This window comes from Arthrobacter bambusae (assembly GCF_022606295.1).
GTDB lineage: Bacteria > Actinomycetota > Actinomycetes > Actinomycetales > Micrococcaceae > Arthrobacter > Arthrobacter bambusae_A.
Genome location: NZ_JAHHZS010000001.1, coordinates 243,403 through 261,069, shown reverse-complemented (window position 1 = coordinate 261,069; position 17,667 = coordinate 243,403). Strand labels below are relative to the sequence as shown.

The following is a 17,667-nucleotide window of genomic DNA, read 5'->3' as shown; positions in this document are numbered from 1 at the left end:
CCAATTCAATTGATCTGGGATTTTGAAAGGAGCTAGTCAAGTGAAATCACGCCTACTGGGAGGCATCGCAGCGCTGCTGTTGGCGGTTGTCGGAGCTGTACTACTTGTTGTGTACGTGCAAGGTGCCGATGCCAGAGCAGCAAAAGGAATGGACCCCATAAGTGTACTCGTCGTCAAGGACGCAGTCCCCGCTGGAACAAAAGCCGAAGATCTCGGCAGCAGAGTCGAGCTAAAGTCGATTCCGCAGTCAGCGGTTGCGTCAGGCGCCCTCCACGAGCTGACCGACCAGAACGGAAAAGTCACCTCCGTTAATTTGGCACCCGGGGAGCAGCTTATTTCCTCTAGGCTGGTGGCACCCGCAGAACTGGTTCCTGGAACCGTTCCGGTTCCAGACGGTATGACCGAAGTTACCTTCCTTCTCACACCCGAACGGATGCTTGGTGGCCGGCTTGCGGCTGGCGACAAAGTCACCGTTTACAGCTCGTTTAAGACCGACGAGCCGATGCCCGCGGGCACAAACATACCAGCGGGATCGAAGCAGTCGACAGGGCTCCTTTTCCACGATGTCCTCGTGACTGCTGTGCAACAGGCCCCCGCGCAAACACAAAAAGCGAGCTCTACTTCGACGGACCCTGCAGTGGCCATGCCCAATGGCTCTGCGTTCGTCACGGTGGCTAGGAGCGATGCAGACGCCTCAAAGATGGTCTTCAGTTCCGAATTCGGGACACTGTGGCTCGCCAAACAAACGGACACCACCAAGAAGAGCAATCCTCCAATCACTACATTCGGAGGGCTGTACTAATGAGTCGCTTTGTAGCCATCACTGCTGTTCGCGATTTTGAGGGCCGCGTGCGTCAAGCCATTGCCGGTGCCCTTCATGGCGAACTGCAGACTTTGTCTCCAGACGTCTTGTCCGGCGGACCGGACGATGTTTTTAGGCAGCTCAATGGTGCTCCACCCGAGGTCCTGATTCTCGGCCCAGGGGTCACCCCGGAGAATGCCTTGAAACTGGCGACTGTCTTCGATCTCCAGTATCCGGAGATCAGCCTTTTGCTCATTGCAGAACCGAGTCCCGACCTCATCCTAAGAGCCATGCATTCCGGGATACGTGATGTAGTCACCCCCGAAATAGACGTCAACGAACTCCGGGTGTTGCTTGAGCGCGCATGTCTGGCCTCGGCCAGCCGACGTAGGGGAATGGCTCCGGCCGCGGATCCAAGCCAGGAGCGCGGACGCGTCGTCGCTGTTATGTCTCCCAAAGGCGGGGTAGGAAAGACGACTGTTGCAACCAATCTGGCGATCGGATTGGGGAAGCTGGCGCCCATGGGCGTCGTCATCGTTGACCTTGACCTGCAATTCGGCGACGTTGCCTCGGGGTTGCTACTCGAACCTGAGCACTCGATCACTGAAGCCGTCCGCGGAACGGCCTCCCAGGATTCCATGGTCCTGAAGGCCTTCCTTACTGTGCATCCAGCGGGAATTTACGCCCTCTGCGCACCAAGGACACCGGCGGAATCGGACTACATCACGGCTGATCACGTCTCCCAGCTCATCAACCAGCTGGCCAGCGAGTTCAAGTATGTTGTCGTGGACACGGCTCCAGGGCTCGGCGAGCACTGCCTGGCCACTTTGGAACTGGCCACCGACGGCGTGTGGGTATGCGGCATGGACGTCCCGAGTATCCGGGGTCTTCGAAAATGCTTCAGCGTGCTGAAGGAACTTCAGCTTCTCCCCGCCGGCCGGCACACCGTATTGAACTTCGCTGATCGCAGGAGCGGAATCTCAGTACAGGACGTCGAGGCGACCATCGGGGTGCCGATCGACACAGTGATTCCCCGTTCACGGACGCTGCCTTTCAGCACCAACCGAGGTATCCCGGTGCTACAGGGCACTACACGCGATGCAGCGTCGAAGGGCTTGAAGAAGCTTGTAGACCGCTTCGATCCGAAGTGGGTATCAACTACCCACAACCAACAGCACCGACGGGTGGTTGTGTCATGAAGCTTTCAGCCCGACTCTCCAATTCACAACGTTCTCCCGAAGTGGACGGCGCCAATCCCGATTTGTCCGAAGGCATCAACTCACCGCCAACCGAGGTCCCTGCCGTCGTTGCCGTAGCCCCGTCATTGGCTCCGGTTTCTAGGTCGTCGTCACCGTTGTACCTGTCTGGCGGCCAAGAGACACCAGTTGTCGATGCGCTTGCTGGACTGAAGGAGCGCGCTGCACAGGCTCTTTTTGAACGGATGGGAACACGATTTGGTGATACATCCTCGTCCGAAGAGGAACTTCGTGCCACTGCGATTGATGAACTCTCGGCTGTAATTGACCAGGAACAGGTCCCTCTTTCGCCAGAGGAACGTAGGCGCCTCATCCGAGAGATCGCGGACGAGGTTATGGGTTACGGACCCCTTCAGCGTCTACTTGAGGATCCATCAGTCACTGAAATCATGGTCAATCGATTTGACCAGATCTATATCGAACGCCATGGCCACCTCTCCTTGACGGGTGCGCGGTTCAGTTCAGACGATCATCTTCGAAAAGTCATTGAGCGGATCGTGTCGCGTGTGGGACGTCGCATCGACGAATCTTCGCCCCTCGTTGACGCGAGGCTGGAGGACGGTTCTCGTGTGAACGCGATTATTCCTCCGCTCGCGGTGAACGGGCCCTCCCTCACCATCAGGAAATTCAGCCACGTACCCCTCACTGTGCAGAATCTCGTTGAGTGGGGTTCGCTCACGCCCGAAATCGCGGAGCTGCTTAGCGCGTGCGTTCGGGCGCGTTTGAACATCATTGTCTCCGGCGGAACCGGCACCGGTAAGACGACCCTGCTCAACGTACTGTCCTCATTCATACCTGAGGAAGACCGGATCGTGACCATCGAGGATGCCGTAGAACTTCAGCTACAGCAACAACACGTGGTACGTCTCGAGAGCCGTCCCCCGAACATTGAAGGCAAGGGCGCGATAGGCATACGGGATCTGGTACGCAATTCCCTCCGTATGAGGCCAGACCGAATCATCGTAGGCGAAGTGCGAGGCGGTGAATCCCTGGATATGTTGCAGGCCATGAACACCGGGCACGACGGTTCCCTCTCAACCGTGCATGCAAATTCACCGCGCGATGCCATTGCACGTCTGGAAACGCTAGTCCTCATGGCAGGAATGGATTTGCCGCTCCGCGCCATCCGCGAGCAAGTGTCCTCCGCGGTAGACCTTCTGGTCCAGGTCACACGGTTGCGCGACGGAAGCCGTCGAGTGACCCACGTCACCGAAGTTCAGGGGATGGAGGGGGAAATCGTGACCTTGCAGGACGCCTTCTTGTTCGACTATTCCGCCGGGATCGATCCCTTCGGCCGTTTCCTGGGTAAACCGATTCCGACAGGAATACGTCCACGGTTTCTCGATCGCTTTGCCGAACTCGGCATCGCGGTGTCTCCGGCAGTCTTCGGTGTTGAATCCGTTCCGGCAGGGAGGCGGTAGCGATGGCCTTGCTCTCGACGCCCTTGGCCGGCTTTGCACTGTGTCTCGCCGCTCTCTTCGTGGTGTTCTTTGTAGTGCTCAAACCACGCCACGGTTCGGTTCCGCTCAGTCGCCGTCGTTGGGGCCATCAGCCTGAACCATCCGCCATCAGCAAAGTCTCACAGTCCACCGCCGACGCGGTGGCCGGCGTCCTTGGCGAATCTGGAGGGCCATACAACCGCGCACTGCTTTATAACGCCGGCCTGAAGATGGCTCCTGCAGACTTCACAGTTCTCGTCGCAGCATGTGCGCTCGCTGTAGGCGTGTTTGGAACATTGACCGTCAATTGGCCTGTTGGCCTTGTGGGGGCCGCGGTGACCCCTTTCCTCGCAAGGATAGTGCTGGGATTCCTCGCCGAGAAGCGGCGAGGAAAATTTGATCGTCAGCTCACCGATTCCATCCAAATGTTGATCGGCGGCCTGCGCGCCGGCCACAGCGTGATGCGCTCGATCGAAGCCGCCGCACTAGAGGCCGACGTTCCGAGTTCCGAAGAATTTGCCCGCATCGTGAACGAAACGCGTATCGGAAAGGACGCTCGCCAGGCTATCGAGGAATGCGCCGACCGCATGCAGAGCGAGGATTTTCGCTGGATAGGCCAAGCTATCCAGATCAACCGTGAAGTCGGCGGCGATCTGGCGGAGGTTCTTGAGCAAGTAGCGGCAACCATTCGAGAGCGAAGCGAGATAAAGGGCCACGTTCGGTCGCTAAGCGCCGAGGGGAAGATGTCTGCCTACATTCTGATGGCCCTTCCAATTGGCGTCGGATTGTTCATGAAGGCAGTCAACCCCGGCTATCTCGACGTGATGTTCCAGCAGCCCATCGGACTCATCATGCTTGCGGTGAGTTTCCTGCTCTTTGTCGTTGGCGGTTTCTGGATGAGCCGCATCGTCAAGATCAAGTTCTAAGGAGAACGGCAATGACTCCCATGGTTTGGCTCATCATCGCAGCGATTGTGCTGCCCTTGGCCTACTTCGCGTGGGTCCTTATCACGCTGGACAGAAAGGGTGCTTTGGCTGTCCAGACGAATCTAGGAACCGGTTTGTCGCGAGCCGGCAATCCCGAAGTTCAACGCACCTCCCTATTGCTTGGGCTTTCTAAGCGGACTACTCCTCGAAGCTACGAAGCAAAACTGGACCGATGGCTCGCAATGGCGGGCCGGCCGCAGTCCATGCCCTTGGAGAAGCTGATCATCTCGAAACCGATTGCCGCGCTGACTGGCGCCGCGATCGGCTTTCTTCTCTTCAGCAGCACACCGTCATCAACAAACCTCGGCATCGCTATCTTCTTGACGATCTTCCTCTACTTCGCGCCGGATCTTCTGATCTACAACAAGGGAATCAAGCGTCAGGAAGCGATCGAATTGGAGCTCCCTAATACCCTGGACCAGATGTTGATTGCCGTTGAAGCCGGACTTGGATTCGAATCGGCCATGGCACGGGCCGGAACAACTGGAAACGGCCCGCTGGCTCAGGAACTCACGCGGACACTTCAGGACATCCAAGTTGGGCGCCCACGCCAAGAATCCTACGAGGCGCTGGCTGCGAGGAGCACCGTTCCAGATGTCCGGAGCTTCGTCAGGGCAGTCGTCCAGGCCGACAAGTACGGAATTGGAATCGCCAAGGTACTTCGCACACAGGCGAAGCAAGCAAGAGTTAAGCGCAGGCAGCGGGCCGAGGAAAAGGCCATGAAGCTCCCCGTAAAGGTATTGTTCCCGCTGATTTTCTGTATCTTCCCGGTCCTTTTCATCGTCCTGCTTGGCCCCGCAGCCATCAACATCATCGCGGCGTTCACCTAGGACAGCTCTGCTAAACGCACCCTGCTCCAGGGTGCGTGCGGAAACTCATGACCAGCGCATCTGGGGCGCTATTGACCGACCACCCGCGAACCCAGAACCGCGGGCGGTCATCGCAGGCCCCCTCCACGGTACCCAGAGCCGGGAGGGGGCCGTCCAACGTCCAAGCCCCGGCGAACGGCCAGGCCGTCCGGGACAGCTTGGAAGCCCCAAACCTACTCCCGCCGAGCCCGCGTCAGCTCGGCCCGTGCGAACAGTTCGTCGTCGGAGGGATACGCCACTTCCTCCAGAACCAAGGGATGCGGCGCGGCCAACACCGACTTGGCATCCCTCACGCCGGCAAGCAAACGTTCATGCAACCACTCGGGACTCTCCAGTCCCTCCCCCACCCGAAATGCCGATCCCACCAGGGCGCGCACCATGTTGTGGCAAAAGGCATCCGCCTGGACGTTGGCCACCAGCACACCGTCGCTGCCGCGGACGAACTCCAGCCGCTGCAGCTCGCGGATAGTGGTGGCTCCCTCGCGGGGCTTGCAGTAGGCACGGAAATCCTGGAGCCCGAGCAGCGCCGCGGCTCCCGCGTTCATCGCGTCCTCGTCCAACTCAGTCTTGTGCCACAGGGTGAGCCTGCGCAGGACAGGATCCCAGCGCTCGGCGCCATCGGCGATCCGGTAGCTGTAGCGGCGCCACAACGCTGAGAAGCGAGCGTCGAAACCATCAGGCGCCAGTCCGACGTCGTGCACTTCAATGGCGCCGGTCTCATCCTGCAGGACCCGGCTCAAGGCTCCGCGAAGCCGCCGCAGCAGCGCTGCAGAGGGGTCGATCTCGTGGCCCCTCGGCAGTCCGCCCCACTCGGCCTCGGACAGATCGATGTGCGCCACTTGTCCTCGCGCGTGGACACCGGCGTCGGTCCGCCCCGCCACGGTGACCCGCACAGGACGCCGCACGATCAGCGCCAACGCCTCTTCCAACGAACCCTGCACGGTCCGGAGACCGGGCTGAAGGGCCCACCCGTTGAAAGGGCCCCCGTCATACGAAAGATCCATCCGGACACGCAAAAACCCGCCGCCCCCCAAAACGGGGGCAGCGGGTTTTCGTTCGTTCATAGACTTAAGTCTACTGTGAAGAATTCAGTGAATTACTTCTTTTCCTCAGCGGCCGGAGCCTCTTCGGTTTCAGCAGCTTCAGCTTCGGGAGCTTCGGCTTCGGTCTCGGGGGCTTCAGCCTCAACGACCTCTTCCTCAGCAACCGGAGCGGCTTCTTCGGCGGCCGGAGCAGCCTTCTCAGCGTCCTTCTTGGCAGCAGCAGTTGCCTCGGCAACTACAGCCTGCTTCGGGGAAACCGGCTCAAGAACCAGCTCGATGACAGCCATGGGAGCGTTGTCGCCCTTGCGGTTGCCGATCTTGGTGATGCGGGTGTAGCCACCATCGCGGTTGGCAACGGCGCCGGCGATGTCGGTGAACAGCTCGTGGACGATGCCCTTGTCGCTGATCAGGCCGAGCACTCGACGGCGGGAGGACAGGTCGCCGCGCTTGGCGAAGGTCACGAGGCGCTCCGCGTACGGCTTCAGGCGCTTGGCCTTGGTGACCGTCGTGGTGATGCGCTTGTGCTCGAACAAGGCTGCTGCCAGGTTCGCGAGCATCAGGCGCTCGTGAGCCGGACCGCCTCCGAGGCGCGGACCCTTAGTGGGGGTAGGCATAGTAATTTCTCCTGTAATGAAGGCCGTCCGGGTCCGAACGTGGACTCGGTGGCCAAGATCTGCTTGTTAGAGCTCGTCGTCGCTGAACGCGGCGTCGTCCTCTTCGATGGCTGCGGCGCGGGCTGCAAGATCGAAACCGGGAGGGGAATCCTTGAGGGACAGACCCAGTTCAACCAGCTTTGCCTTGACCTCATCGATGGACTTCGCACCGAAGTTACGAATGTCCATCAGGTCAGCCTCGGAGCGGGCAACGAGTTCACCCACGGTGTGGATGCCCTCACGCTTGAGGCAGTTGTAGGAACGGACGGTGAGGTCCAGATCCTCGATCGGCAGTGCCATGTCAGCTGCCAGGGCAGCGTCCGTCGGCGACGGGCCAATCTCGATACCTTCAGCTGCGGTGTTCAGCTCACGTGCAAGACCGAACAGTTCCACCAAGGTGGTGCCTGCCGAAGCAACGGCGTCGCGCGGGGCGATAGCCTGCTTGGTCTCGACGTCGACAATCAGCTTGTCGAAGTCAGTGCGCTGCTCAACACGGGTAGCTTCCACGCGGAAGGTAACCTTCAAGACCGGCGAGTAGATCGAGTCGACCGGGATACGGCCGATCTCGGAGTCGCCGGACTTGTTCTGAGCTGCCGAAACGTAGCCGCGGCCGCGTTCGATGGTCAGTTCGAGTTCGAACTTGCCCTTCGAGTTCAGCGTGGCAATGTGCAGATCCGGGTTGTGGAATTCGACGCCGGCCGGCGGAGCGATGTCCGCGGCCGTGACGACTCCGGGGCCCTGCTTGCGCAGGTATGCAACAACCGGCTCATCGTGCTCGGAGGACACCGAGAGGTTCTTGATGTTCAGGATGATCTCAGTGACATCTTCCTTGACACCCGGAACCGTGGTGAACTCGTGCAGCACGCCATCGATCCGGATGCTGGTTACAGCAGCACCGGGGATGGAGGAGAGCAGGGTACGGCGGAGGGAGTTTCCGAGGGTGTAACCAAAGCCCGGTTCCAGCGGTTCAATGATGAAACGCGAGCGGTTCTCGGAGACTACTTCTTCAGACAGAGTGGGGCGCTGTGCAATAAGCACTTAGGTTTCCTTTCGGCGAGCATCCGCTATATGACGCAACACAGGTGGTGGAAATCGGCTTGGTTCCGGCTTTGCCGGCCGGGCGCCACGGAGCAGTCAGGCTGTTCCGTGGCGAACCCGGCCGGCAAGGCCAAGAATCCAATTAGACGCGGCGGCGCTTCGGCGGGCGGCAACCGTTGTGGGCGCTGGGGGTGACGTCCTGGATGGAGCCGACCTCGAGGCCAGCGGCCTGCAGCGAACGGATTGCGGTCTCGCGTCCGGATCCCGGTCCCTTGACGAACACGTCAACCTTGCGCAGACCGTGCTCCTGGGCGCGCTTTGCAGCAGCCTCTGCAGCCATCTGGGCGGCGAACGGGGTGGACTTGCGGGAGCCCTTGAATCCAACCTCACCGGCGGAAGCCCAGGAGATTACAGCACCGTTCGGGTCCGTGATGGACACGATGGTGTTGTTAAAGGTGCTCTTGATGTGCGCCTGGCCAAGCGCGATATTCTTCTTGTCCTTCTTACGCGGCTTGCGAACCGCGCCACGAGTCTTCGGGGGCATTATTTCTCCTACAGAAAGTTTATTGGGGGAAAGTCAGCTGCTTGGGCCCACATTTGCCGGGTTCCCTAAAATCGCGCAGCGATTTTAGGGGGCGAATGGGGACTAGCGGCCGGCTTTCTTCTTGCCGGCGACGGTACGCTTCGGGCCCTTGCGGGTACGAGCGTTGGTCTTCGTACGCTGACCGCGTACGGGCAGGCCCTTGCGGTGACGCAGGCCTTCGTAGCTGCCGATTTCAACCTTGCGGCGGATATCTGCTGCTACTTCGCGGCGAAGGTCACCCTCAACCTTGTAGTTGCCTTCAATGTAGTCACGCAGCTGGACCAGCTCGGCGTCAGTCAGGTCCTTGACGCGAACGTCAGCGCTGATGCCGGTGGCAGCCAGGGTTTCGTGTGCACGGGTCTTGCCCACGCCGTAGATGTAAGTAAGCGCAATTTCCAACCGCTTTTCGCGGGGAATGTCTACGCCAGCGAGACGAGCCATAGTGGCAGTACTCCTTGAATAAACCGGAGGTCGTAGGCAGTACACCCGCACTTTCAGTGCGGCCCCAGCCTCCGACCGGGGGTTAGCTGTCCAGGCTCTAATACGTCCCGATTCAGCTTGTGCTGCCTTTATTTACTTGCGTGGGTTAGCAACCCAGGTTTGCCCTCTCGGGCGCTAGTTCCCTTGCGGGGAATTAGCCCTGGCGCTGCTTGTGGCGCGGGTTCTCGCAGATCACCATGACCCGGCCATTACGGCGGATCACTTTGCACTTGTCGCAGATCTGCTTAACGCTCGGCTTGACCTTCATGGCGTTCCTTTGCGTGTTGCAGTTGGTCAGCTGTCGCGGCAACTACCCCGGTTTCCCAAGGCTGCCGCCCAGCAATTACTTGTAACGGTAGACGATGCGACCACGTGTGAGGTCGTAAGGGCTTAGCTCCACCACTACGCGGTCCTCAGGGAGAATCCTGATGTAGTGCTGTCGCATCTTCCCCGAGATATGTGCAAGAACGATGTGCTTGTTGGTGAGCTCAACGCGAAACATCGCATTGGGCAGCGCCTCAGTCACAACGCCCTCGATCTCAATGACCCCGTCCTTCTTGGCCATATCCTCCGCTAACTGTTGTTTGCCGCAATCCTCCGGTTAGGCACCGGAAAATCTGCGGACGTTTTTTGTTTGTTTGGCCGTCCGGCTCCTGCCACTCCACGAAGCAGGACTCGCGACCTGTTAAATGGGCGTGGCTGTGCAGACAACCAACAGACAACTCTACGCCAAGTCGGCGCGAAAGTTAAATCCGCCCATGCTAGCGCAGACAGCGGCACGGTGTCACCCTTCACCGTGCCGCGAAGCCCCGCGAATCCCGCTAAACCGCGCCGTAGGCGGGGAAGGTGCCTGCCGCCGTCGTGACCGATTCCGCAGCCGCGACACCATCGAGGACAGCAAGGCGGACGGCGTCTGCCGCCGCGCTTTGCAGGGTAATGAGCGAAACCTGCCTTGCTTGTTCCGAACTGCGGTCAAGCGCGACGCCGCCCGTCGCCAGCGCGAACACAGTGTCGCCGTCGGCGAGGGTATGGGAAGGACTCAGCGCCCGGGCGAGGCCGGCGTGCGCGGCACTCGCGGTGCGCTTGCATTCGGCGGGGTCGAGGACCGCGTTCGTGGCGACGACGACGAGTGTGGTGTTCAGTGCCGGGGGTCCAGCCGGTTCGGAGTTGGCGGATTCCCCCCGCCCGGACGATGCGCCGATAGGCATCCCCAGCGCGTTGACCACTGCGAGCGCACCCACCACCACGCCCCCGTCCAGGGTGATGGACGCGGTCCCCACTCCCCCTTTGAACGCGCCCCGCCCGATCACGGCACCGGTACCGGCACCGACGTTTCCGCGCCCGACGTCGGCGTGCTCGCCCGACGCCGCGGCCGCGGCCGCTTCGTATCCCATGGCTTCGTCGGGGCGGGCGGCAAAGTCGCCGCCGCGGCCCAGGTCGAAGATTGCCGCGGCCGGAACGATCGGCACCACTCCCCCGGGCACCGCGAATCCGCGTCCTTGTTCTTCGCACCATCGCTGGGCACCGTGGGCCGTGACCAAACCGAAGGCACTCCCGCCGGTGAGCACGACGGCGTCGACCGTGGGCACGAGGGTGGTGGGGTCGAGCGCGTCCGTCTCGTGCGTGCCCGGCCCGCCGCCGCGTACGTCCACCGAACCCACCGTCCCGGGAGGCGGGAGGACAACGGTCACCCCGCTCAGCCAGCCATCGCCGGTCCGTTGGACATGTCCCACCCGGATTCCAGGCACATCAGTGATCTTGGAAGTCATGTGCCCATTCTGCTCCCCCTCACCCAAGTAGCTCGCAGTTGTTGTCGTTATGAGCCGTCTAAACGACAACAACTGCGAGCCAGTTGGGCACAAGCGGTAGTCGTGCCTCGAATGTAAACACGGCCCCACCCGTCACGAAACATCGAGTAAACAAGCGCAAAAGCCTTGTCCAACAATCCCGCGAACTGCCCTTTTTGTGACTTGACAGAGGCTCCCGTGTGGTGAGGTAAATCTAGCCGCCCCCTTGACCCACCAGTCCGAGTCCGGCGCGCCCCGATATCTGCGAACCGTTAGAGACCTCCCATGACAAGACAGCTGACTAGCAGCCCCGCGGCCACCGCGCAGGCTGTCCCGGCCCCTCAGCGCCGGGGACGTTGGTCCGGCCGAACCCGACGCGACTTCTTCGTGTTCCTGGCACTGGCCCTGCCGAACTTGGCGCTGATCGCGGTGTTCACGTATCTGCCCTTGATCAACAACATGTACTACTCGACCCTCGACTGGACCTTGGGCTCCACCTCGGCCACTGTTGTGGGCCTTGACAACTATGTCGCCTTCTTCACCAGCTCCGACGCTCCGCAAGTACTTGGCACCACCCTCGTCTTCACCGTGGTCACCGTCGGCGGTTCCATGACGCTGGGCCTCTTGGTGGCCCTCGCCTTGAACGCGAAGGTACGCGGCACCACATTTGCGCGTTCAGCGGTCTTCGCCCCCTACGTCCTCAGCGGCGTGGGTGTCGGCCTCGTGTGGCTGTTCATCTTCGACCCCGGATACGGCGTGCTGTCCTGGCTGCTCCGCGGCATCGGCCAGCAAAGCCCGCAGTGGATCAACGATCCGCAGCTCTCCCTCGTGATGGTCATCATCGTCTACGTGTGGAAGAACCTCGGCTATTGCGCCGTCGTGTACCTTGCCGGGCTCCAGTCACTCCCGAAGGACGTCATGGAGGCAGCGTCCCTGGACGGAGCCAACGGCCTCCGCCGCTTCATGAGCATCTCCGTTCCGCTGCTCTCGCCCACAACGTTCTTCCTCCTGATCACCACGATGATCAGCTCGCTTCAGGCCTTTGACCTCATCCGGATCATGACACCGCTGGGCAACGGCACCAGCACGCTGATCTACGAGGCGTATCTGCAAGCCTTCGGCGCCTACAACCGCGCCGGGTACTCCGCCGCCATCTCGGTGGTGCTCTTCGCCATCCTGCTCATCATCACCGTGCTCCAGTTGCGGTTCGTCGAACGGAAGGTGCACTACTCATGAGCACGCTCTCTCCCGTCAGCCCCAACCCCGCTAGCGGCGTCGGGGCCCTGAAAGCTCCCGACGGCGGTCCGGATCTCCCAGCGCGGCGTGACAAGCCGTTCTCCCGCGCAAACCTGGTCCAGGCACTGGCCGGAGGTTATATCCCGCTGATCGTGGCCACCCTGGTGGTTGTCCTCCCGCTGTTGTGGATGGTGTTGAGTTCCTTCAAGCAGCCGGGCGAAATCGTCACCACTGATCTCAAGATCCTGCCGCAGGGCCTGAACCTCGATAACTACCACACGGCCATGACAACGGTGCCGTTCGCGCGGTTCTTCCTGAACAGCCTCATCGTCACCACGGTCGGCTCCACGGTCAAGGTGATCCTGGCGATCCTGACCGCCTACGCCCTGGTTTTTGTCCGCTTCCCGTTCAAGAACGTCATCTTCGTCGTAATCCTCGTGGCCCTGATGGTGCCGCCGCAGGTATCGATCCTCCCCAACTACATCCTGATCGCTGGGATCGGCGGGAAGAACACCCTGTGGGGGATCATTCTTCCGGGCCTCGGCACGGCCTTTGGGACTTTCCTCCTTCGCCAGCATTTCAAGACGCTTCCGGCTTCCATCCTCGAAGCCGCGGAAATCGACGGCGCCGGCCATTGGCGCAGGCTGTGGCAAGTTGTCGTTCCTGTCTCGCTCCCGTCCATCGCCACCGTTGCCCTCGTCACGGTGGTCAGCGAATGGAACGACTACATCTGGCCCCTGATCATCACGGACCGGCCGGAAACCATGACCCTCCCGGTCGGCCTGACCCTGCTTCAGAACTCTGAAGGAAACGGCGCAGGCTGGGGAATCCTGATGGCCGGAGCCGTACTCGTCATCATCCCCATCCTCCTGGTCTTCGCAGCGTTGCAGCGCTACATCGTTGCCGGGCTCACCCAGGGCAGCGTCACAGGCTAGCTACACCGCACCATCCAGCGCGGCCTTCCCCGAACCCCGGCCGCACCGTCCAGACACAACCTCACCACCTTTGCATCCTTGAGAGGACCAACCATGGCAATGAACCTTGACCGTAGAAACTTCCTGGGGCTCGCCGGCCTCGGAGTCGCCGCCGCCGCCCTGGCAGCATGCGGCGGTCCGTCGACCAGCGGCAGCGCAGCGAGCAGCAGCCCTTCGGACATCGACTTCACCGGCGTCAAGCCGGCCGGTTCGTTCGACTTCTGGACCAGCCACCCCGGGCAGTCCCAGGCCGTCGAGCAATCCATCGTCGACAAGTTCCAGGCTAAGTTCCCGGACATCAAAGTGAACCTCGTGACGGCAGGCGCCAACTACGAGGAAATCGCCCAGAAGTTCCAGACCTCCCAGGCCGCCAAGTCGGCCCTCCCCGGCCTCGTAGTACTCTCGGACGTCTGGTGGTTCCGCTACTACACCAACGGCAACATCATCCCGTTGGACGGACTCATCAAGCAGCTGGACGTCAAGATTGACGACTTCCAGAAGTCCCTCGTTGCGGACTACCAATACGCCAACAAGCAGTGGGCGCTCCCCTATGGCCGTTCCACCCCGCTCTTCTACTACAACAAGGACCATTTCAAGGCCGCCGGCCTTCCGGACCGCGCTCCCAAGACGTGGCAGGAGTTCGCCGACTGGGCCCCGAAGCTCCAGGCCAGCTCGGGCGCGAAGTACGCCTACATCTACCCCGCCCTTGCCGGGTACGCCGGCTGGACCCTGCAGAACAACCTGTGGGGCTGGGGCGGCAGCTGGTCCAACGGCTGGACCTTCAACTGCGATTCCCCGGAGTCCGTCGCGGCGCTGCAGTGGGCCCAGGACTCCATCTACAAGGACAAGTGGGCCGGCGTCTCTTCCAAGAACGCCGCGGACGACTTCGCCGCAGGCATCACGTCCACCACGATCTCCTCCACCGGCGACCTGCTGGGCGTGCTGAAGTCCGCCAAGTTCAACGTCGGCGTCGGCTTCCTGCCCGGCGGACCCAAAGCCGCGACCAACGTCTGCCCCACCGGCGGAGCGGGCCTCGGGATCCCCAGCGGGGTCAGCAAGGAGGTCCAGCTCGCAGCTGCCACCTTCCTGAAATTCATGACCGAACCGGAGAACACCGCGGCGTTCTCCGCCGCGACCGGATACATGCCCACGCGCGTCTCCGCGGACATGACGGCTGTCCTCGCCAAGACCCCGCAGATCAAGACGGCCATGGACCAGCTCGCAGTGACCAAGGTGCAGGACAACGCCCGGGTGTTCCTGCCCGGTGCCGACCAGGAGATGGCCAAGGCTGCCGCGAAGATCCTCACCCAGCAAGGCGATGTCAAGGCCACCATGACGGACCTCAAGGCAACACTCGATGGCATCTACACCAAGGACGTGAAGCCCAAGCTCAAGAGCTAGCTAACTCCCCTGATACGCAAAATCCCTGGCGACACCGGAATTCCGGAGTCGCCAGGGATTTTGCGTATCGGTTTCGGGCCCGGACGTCAGGGAATCGGAACGGGCACGACGCCGAGCGGCACCAGCTGCTCCGCGCCGCCGTCGGGCGCGGAAAGCACCCAGATGCCCTTTTCGTGGACGGCGACCGAGTGCTCCCACTGGCACGAACGCTTGCCGTCGGTGGTCACCACGGTCCAGTCGTCGTCGAGGGTTGCTGTTTCAATGCTGCCGCGGACGAGCATGGGTTCAATCGCGAGGCACAGTCCCGGCCTGATCTTCGGACCGCGGTGCGTGGTGCGGTAGTTCAACACGTCAGGGGCCATGTGCATCTCGGAACCGATGCCGTGGCCTACGTAGTCTTCCAGGATGCCCAGCGGCTTTCCCGGCGCGGAGGAGACGTAGTCATCCACGGCGTTGCCGATATCGCCCACGAACTTGCCCTTCGCCAAAGCAGCGATTCCACGCCACATGGCGGCCTGGGTGACATCCGAGAGCCGCTGGTCTTCAGGATCCGCCGTCCCGACTATCACGGTGCGCGCCGAGTCGGAGTGCCAACCGTCCACGATTGCTCCGCCATCAATCGAGATGATGTCCCCGTCCTGGAGGACGCGGTCACCGGGAATGCCGTGGACTACCTCCTCGTTGACGGACGTGCAGATGGTGGCCGGGAAGCCGTGGTAACCGAGGAAATTCGACTTCGCTCCAGCGTCGATGAGGACCGCCGCAAACACGGCGTCGATCTCGCGCGTGGTCACGCCTGGTTTCGCAGCTTCAACGGCCGCGTCGAGCGCTCTGCTGAGGACCAATCCGGCCTCGTGCATCTTGCGCATTTGCTCGTTGGTCTTGTATTCGATGCGGGGCTGGCCGAACGCCATGGTCTCCTCTTGTCGTGTACTGCTTGTAGTGGGCTGCAGAAGCAGATCACCCTCTGATCCCCTATTTTCCCGCATCCGTGCCCGTGCCGGAAACCGGAGCCGCAAACGTGCCGGAGGCCTCACGATGCGCGGTCCGGGAGGGGTGCAGAAAAGGACGTGTCCCGCGTCCCGAGTATTTCACTCCGGATGCGGGACACGCCCTTTTCACGAGTCATGCGGCAACTAGACCGCCTTGGCAGCCTCGATGGCCAGCAACACACGGTCCGTGACCTCGTCGATGCCGCCAATGCCATCGACTCGGGTCAGGATGCCGCGTTCGGCATACTTGGCCACGACGGCCTCAGTCTGCTCGTGGTAAAGGTCCAGGCGGTGGCGGATGACACTTTCGTTGTCGTCCGAGCGCCCGGTCTCCTTGGCGCGGCCCAGCAAGCGTGAAACAAGTTCCTCGTCGTCGGCCGTCAGCTGAAGCACGACGTCGAGCTTCTCTTCGGTGTCGGCGAGGATCTGGTCCAGGTATTCCACCTGGGCGGTGGTGCGCGGGTACCCGTCGAGCAGGAACCCGTTCTCGACGTCGCTCTCGCTCAGCCGGTCGCGGACCATCTTGTTGGTGACGCTGTCCGGAACGAAATCGCCGGCGTCCATGTACTTCTTGGCTTCGATACCCAGCGGGGTTTCGCCCTTGACGTTTGCACGGAAGATGTCGCCGGTGGAAATGGCGACTACGCCCAAGCGCCCGGAAATCCGCTCGGCTTGGGTTCCCTTGCCCGAACCCGGGGGTCCAATGATCAGCATTCTCGTCATCGCAAAAGCCCTTCGTAGTGACGTTGTTGTAGCTGCGCATCAATCTGCTTGACGGTTTCCAGGCCCACACCAACCATGATCAGAATTGACGTGCCACCGAACGGGAAGTTCTGGTTGGCGCTGATCAGGACAAGTGCGACCAGCGGAATCAACGCCACGAAGCCCAGGTAGAAGGCTCCGGGGAGGGTGATCCTGGAAAGCACGTACTGCAGGTAGTCCGCGGTCGGTTTACCCGCCCGGATGCCCGGAATGAACCCGCCGTACTTCTTCATGTTGTCCGAGACCTCTTCAGGGTTGAAGGTGATCGCGACGTAGAAGTAGGTGAAGAACACAATCATGACGAAGTACAGCGCCATGTAGATGGGGTGGTCGCCCTTGGTGAGGTTGTTGTTGATCCACTCAACCCACGGGGCAATGGTCTCCCCGGCCTTCGGCTGGTTGAACTGCGCAATCAGCCCCGGCAGGTAGAGCATGGAGGAAGCGAAGATGACGGGCACGACGCCGGCCATGTTCACCTTGACGGGGATGTACGTGCTTGTCCCGCCGACAGTGCGCCGGCCGATCATACGCTTCGCGTACTGGACCGGAATGCGCCGCTGTGACTGCTCCACGAAGACCACGAGGGCCACGGTCACGAGACCGATCGCCAACACCGTGAAGAAGGTGCCCGGTCCCTTGGAATTCCAGATGGCCCCAAGGGAGGTCGGGAAACCGGCTGCGATGGACGTGAAGATGAGCAGGGACATACCGTTGCCCACGCCCTTCTCGGTCACAAGTTCGCCCATCCACATGATGAGTCCCGTACCAGCCGTCAAGGTGATGACCACAAGAATCGTGGCAATGATGCTCGTGTCCGGGATGATCGGGAGCTGGCAGTTGGGCAGCAGCTGCCCGGAGCGAGCCAGCGATACCAAAGTGGTGGCGTTCAGCAGGCCCAGCGCAATGGTCAGATAACGCGTGTACTGCGTCAGCTTCGACTGGCCGGAGGCACCTTCGTCATACAGCTGCTGGAACCGCGGAATGACCACGCGGAGCAGCTGCACGATGATGCTGGCCGTGATGTACGGCATGATCCCCAGGGCAAAGATCGAAACCTGCAGCAGTGCACCACCGCTGAACAGGTTGACGAGCTGGTAGAGGCCGCCCTGGTCCTGATTGCTTGACAAACATTGCTGAACATTTTGGTAGCTCACACCAGGCGAGGGGATAAAAGCTCCCAAGCGGAAGATTGTGATGATTCCCAGCGTGAACAACAACTTGCGTCGCAGATCAGGCGTCCGAAATGCCCGGCCGAATGCGCTTAGCAAGCGTCCTCCTGAGTTAAAAGTCCAAGGGTGTCGAAAGGGGTCATTGAAACCCAACACCCGAGTCTAACGGTTTGATGCGCGATGCGAACAATCGAGGG

Annotated in this window: 19 protein-coding genes; 8 read left to right on the top strand and 11 right to left on the bottom strand. The window is 61.2% G+C overall.

Annotation, left to right across the window (positions count from 1 at the left end; translation table 11 throughout):
- Positions 1–40 precede the first annotated feature (40 nt).
- The 5 genes from cpaB to KNN17_RS01225 are packed head-to-tail and all read left to right on the top strand — an operon-like array spanning position 41 to position 5,313.
- Positions 41–802, top strand: a complete 762-nt coding sequence (gene cpaB / locus KNN17_RS01245; RefSeq protein ID WP_241707132.1) for a Flp pilus assembly protein CpaB — start codon at positions 41–43, stop codon at positions 800–802.
- Positions 802–2,001, top strand: coding sequence for an AAA family ATPase (locus KNN17_RS01240; RefSeq protein WP_241707131.1), 1,200 nt, complete (start codon positions 802–804; stop codon positions 1,999–2,001). The genes cpaB and KNN17_RS01240 overlap by 1 nt, the downstream gene beginning before the upstream one ends.
- The gene (locus tag KNN17_RS01235) at positions 1,998–3,479 is read left to right on the top strand and encodes a CpaF family protein (protein ID WP_241707130.1); all 1,482 of its coding nucleotides are present in this window, start codon (positions 1,998–2,000) and stop codon (positions 3,477–3,479) included. The genes KNN17_RS01240 and KNN17_RS01235 overlap by 4 nt, the downstream gene beginning before the upstream one ends.
- A 2-nt stretch (positions 3,480–3,481) precedes the next feature.
- Positions 3,482–4,423: a type II secretion system F family protein gene (locus KNN17_RS01230; protein WP_241707129.1), complete on the top strand. Its 942-nt coding sequence runs from the start codon at positions 3,482–3,484 to the stop codon at positions 4,421–4,423.
- 11 nt (positions 4,424–4,434) lie between these two features.
- Positions 4,435–5,313 carry a type II secretion system F family protein gene (locus tag KNN17_RS01225; protein WP_241707128.1) on the top strand — a complete coding sequence of 293 codons (879 nt, stop codon included), beginning with the start codon at positions 4,435–4,437 and terminating at the stop codon, positions 5,311–5,313.
- Positions 5,314–5,525: 212 nt separating this feature from the next.
- Here KNN17_RS01225 and KNN17_RS01220 read toward each other — a convergent pair whose 3' ends face one another.
- The 8 genes from KNN17_RS01220 to KNN17_RS01185 all read right to left on the bottom strand — a co-directional run bounded on the left by KNN17_RS01220 (position 5,526) and on the right by KNN17_RS01185 (position 10,918).
- Positions 5,526–6,416 carry a tRNA pseudouridine synthase A gene (locus tag KNN17_RS01220; RefSeq protein WP_241707127.1) on the bottom strand — a complete coding sequence of 297 codons (891 nt, stop codon included), beginning with the start codon at positions 6,414–6,416 and terminating at the stop codon, positions 5,526–5,528.
- Between the two features lie 32 nt (positions 6,417–6,448).
- A complete protein-coding gene (gene rplQ / locus KNN17_RS01215; RefSeq protein ID WP_241707126.1) occupies positions 6,449–7,009 on the bottom strand; it encodes a 50S ribosomal protein L17 in 561 nt (186 codons plus the stop codon).
- 66 nt (positions 7,010–7,075) lie between these two features.
- Positions 7,076–8,086 (bottom strand): DNA-directed RNA polymerase subunit alpha, encoded by a 1,011-nt coding sequence (locus KNN17_RS01210; protein ID WP_011692778.1) that lies wholly within the window; start codon positions 8,084–8,086, stop codon positions 7,076–7,078.
- A 142-nt stretch (positions 8,087–8,228) separates the two neighbouring features.
- Positions 8,229–8,630 (bottom strand): 30S ribosomal protein S11, encoded by a 402-nt coding sequence (gene rpsK, locus KNN17_RS01205; protein ID WP_028265083.1) that lies wholly within the window; start codon positions 8,628–8,630, stop codon positions 8,229–8,231.
- Between the two features lie 102 nt (positions 8,631–8,732).
- Positions 8,733–9,110, bottom strand: coding sequence for a 30S ribosomal protein S13 (gene rpsM / locus KNN17_RS01200; protein ID WP_011775569.1), 378 nt, complete (start codon positions 9,108–9,110; stop codon positions 8,733–8,735).
- A 193-nt stretch (positions 9,111–9,303) separates the two neighbouring features.
- A complete protein-coding gene (gene rpmJ / locus KNN17_RS01195) occupies positions 9,304–9,417 on the bottom strand; it encodes a 50S ribosomal protein L36 (protein WP_011775570.1) in 114 nt (37 codons plus the stop codon).
- Between the two features lie 75 nt (positions 9,418–9,492).
- Entirely contained in the window at positions 9,493–9,714 is a 222-nt protein-coding gene (infA, locus tag KNN17_RS01190) for a translation initiation factor IF-1 (protein WP_009358723.1), read from the bottom strand.
- 256 nt (positions 9,715–9,970) lie between these two features.
- Positions 9,971–10,918, bottom strand: coding sequence for a P1 family peptidase (locus KNN17_RS01185; RefSeq protein ID WP_241707125.1), 948 nt, complete (start codon positions 10,916–10,918; stop codon positions 9,971–9,973).
- Between the two features lie 303 nt (positions 10,919–11,221).
- On the opposite strand from KNN17_RS01185, the gene KNN17_RS01180 reads away from it, so the two are divergent.
- From KNN17_RS01180 to KNN17_RS01170, 3 genes are all read left to right on the top strand, one after another.
- Positions 11,222–12,172 carry a carbohydrate ABC transporter permease gene (locus KNN17_RS01180; protein WP_241707124.1) on the top strand — a complete coding sequence of 317 codons (951 nt, stop codon included), beginning with the start codon at positions 11,222–11,224 and terminating at the stop codon, positions 12,170–12,172.
- Complete coding sequence (locus KNN17_RS01175) at positions 12,169–13,107, top strand: carbohydrate ABC transporter permease (protein ID WP_241707102.1); 939 nt, start codon at positions 12,169–12,171, stop codon at positions 13,105–13,107. The genes KNN17_RS01180 and KNN17_RS01175 overlap by 4 nt, the downstream gene beginning before the upstream one ends.
- Positions 13,108–13,200: 93 nt before the next feature.
- Complete coding sequence (locus KNN17_RS01170; RefSeq protein WP_241707097.1) at positions 13,201–14,547, top strand: ABC transporter substrate-binding protein; 1,347 nt, start codon at positions 13,201–13,203, stop codon at positions 14,545–14,547.
- 86 nt (positions 14,548–14,633) lie between these two features.
- Here KNN17_RS01170 and map read toward each other — a convergent pair whose 3' ends face one another.
- From map to secY, 3 genes are all read right to left on the bottom strand, one after another.
- Positions 14,634–15,461 carry a type I methionyl aminopeptidase gene (gene map, locus KNN17_RS01165; protein ID WP_241707096.1) on the bottom strand — a complete coding sequence of 276 codons (828 nt, stop codon included), beginning with the start codon at positions 15,459–15,461 and terminating at the stop codon, positions 14,634–14,636.
- Positions 15,462–15,683: 222 nt separating this feature from the next.
- Positions 15,684–16,253 carry an adenylate kinase gene (locus KNN17_RS01160; RefSeq protein ID WP_241707155.1) on the bottom strand — a complete coding sequence of 190 codons (570 nt, stop codon included), beginning with the start codon at positions 16,251–16,253 and terminating at the stop codon, positions 15,684–15,686.
- A 5-nt stretch (positions 16,254–16,258) separates the two neighbouring features.
- The gene (gene secY / locus KNN17_RS01155; protein ID WP_241707095.1) at positions 16,259–17,569 is read right to left on the bottom strand and encodes a preprotein translocase subunit SecY; all 1,311 of its coding nucleotides are present in this window, start codon (positions 17,567–17,569) and stop codon (positions 16,259–16,261) included.
- Between the last annotated feature and the right edge of the window lie 98 nt (positions 17,570–17,667).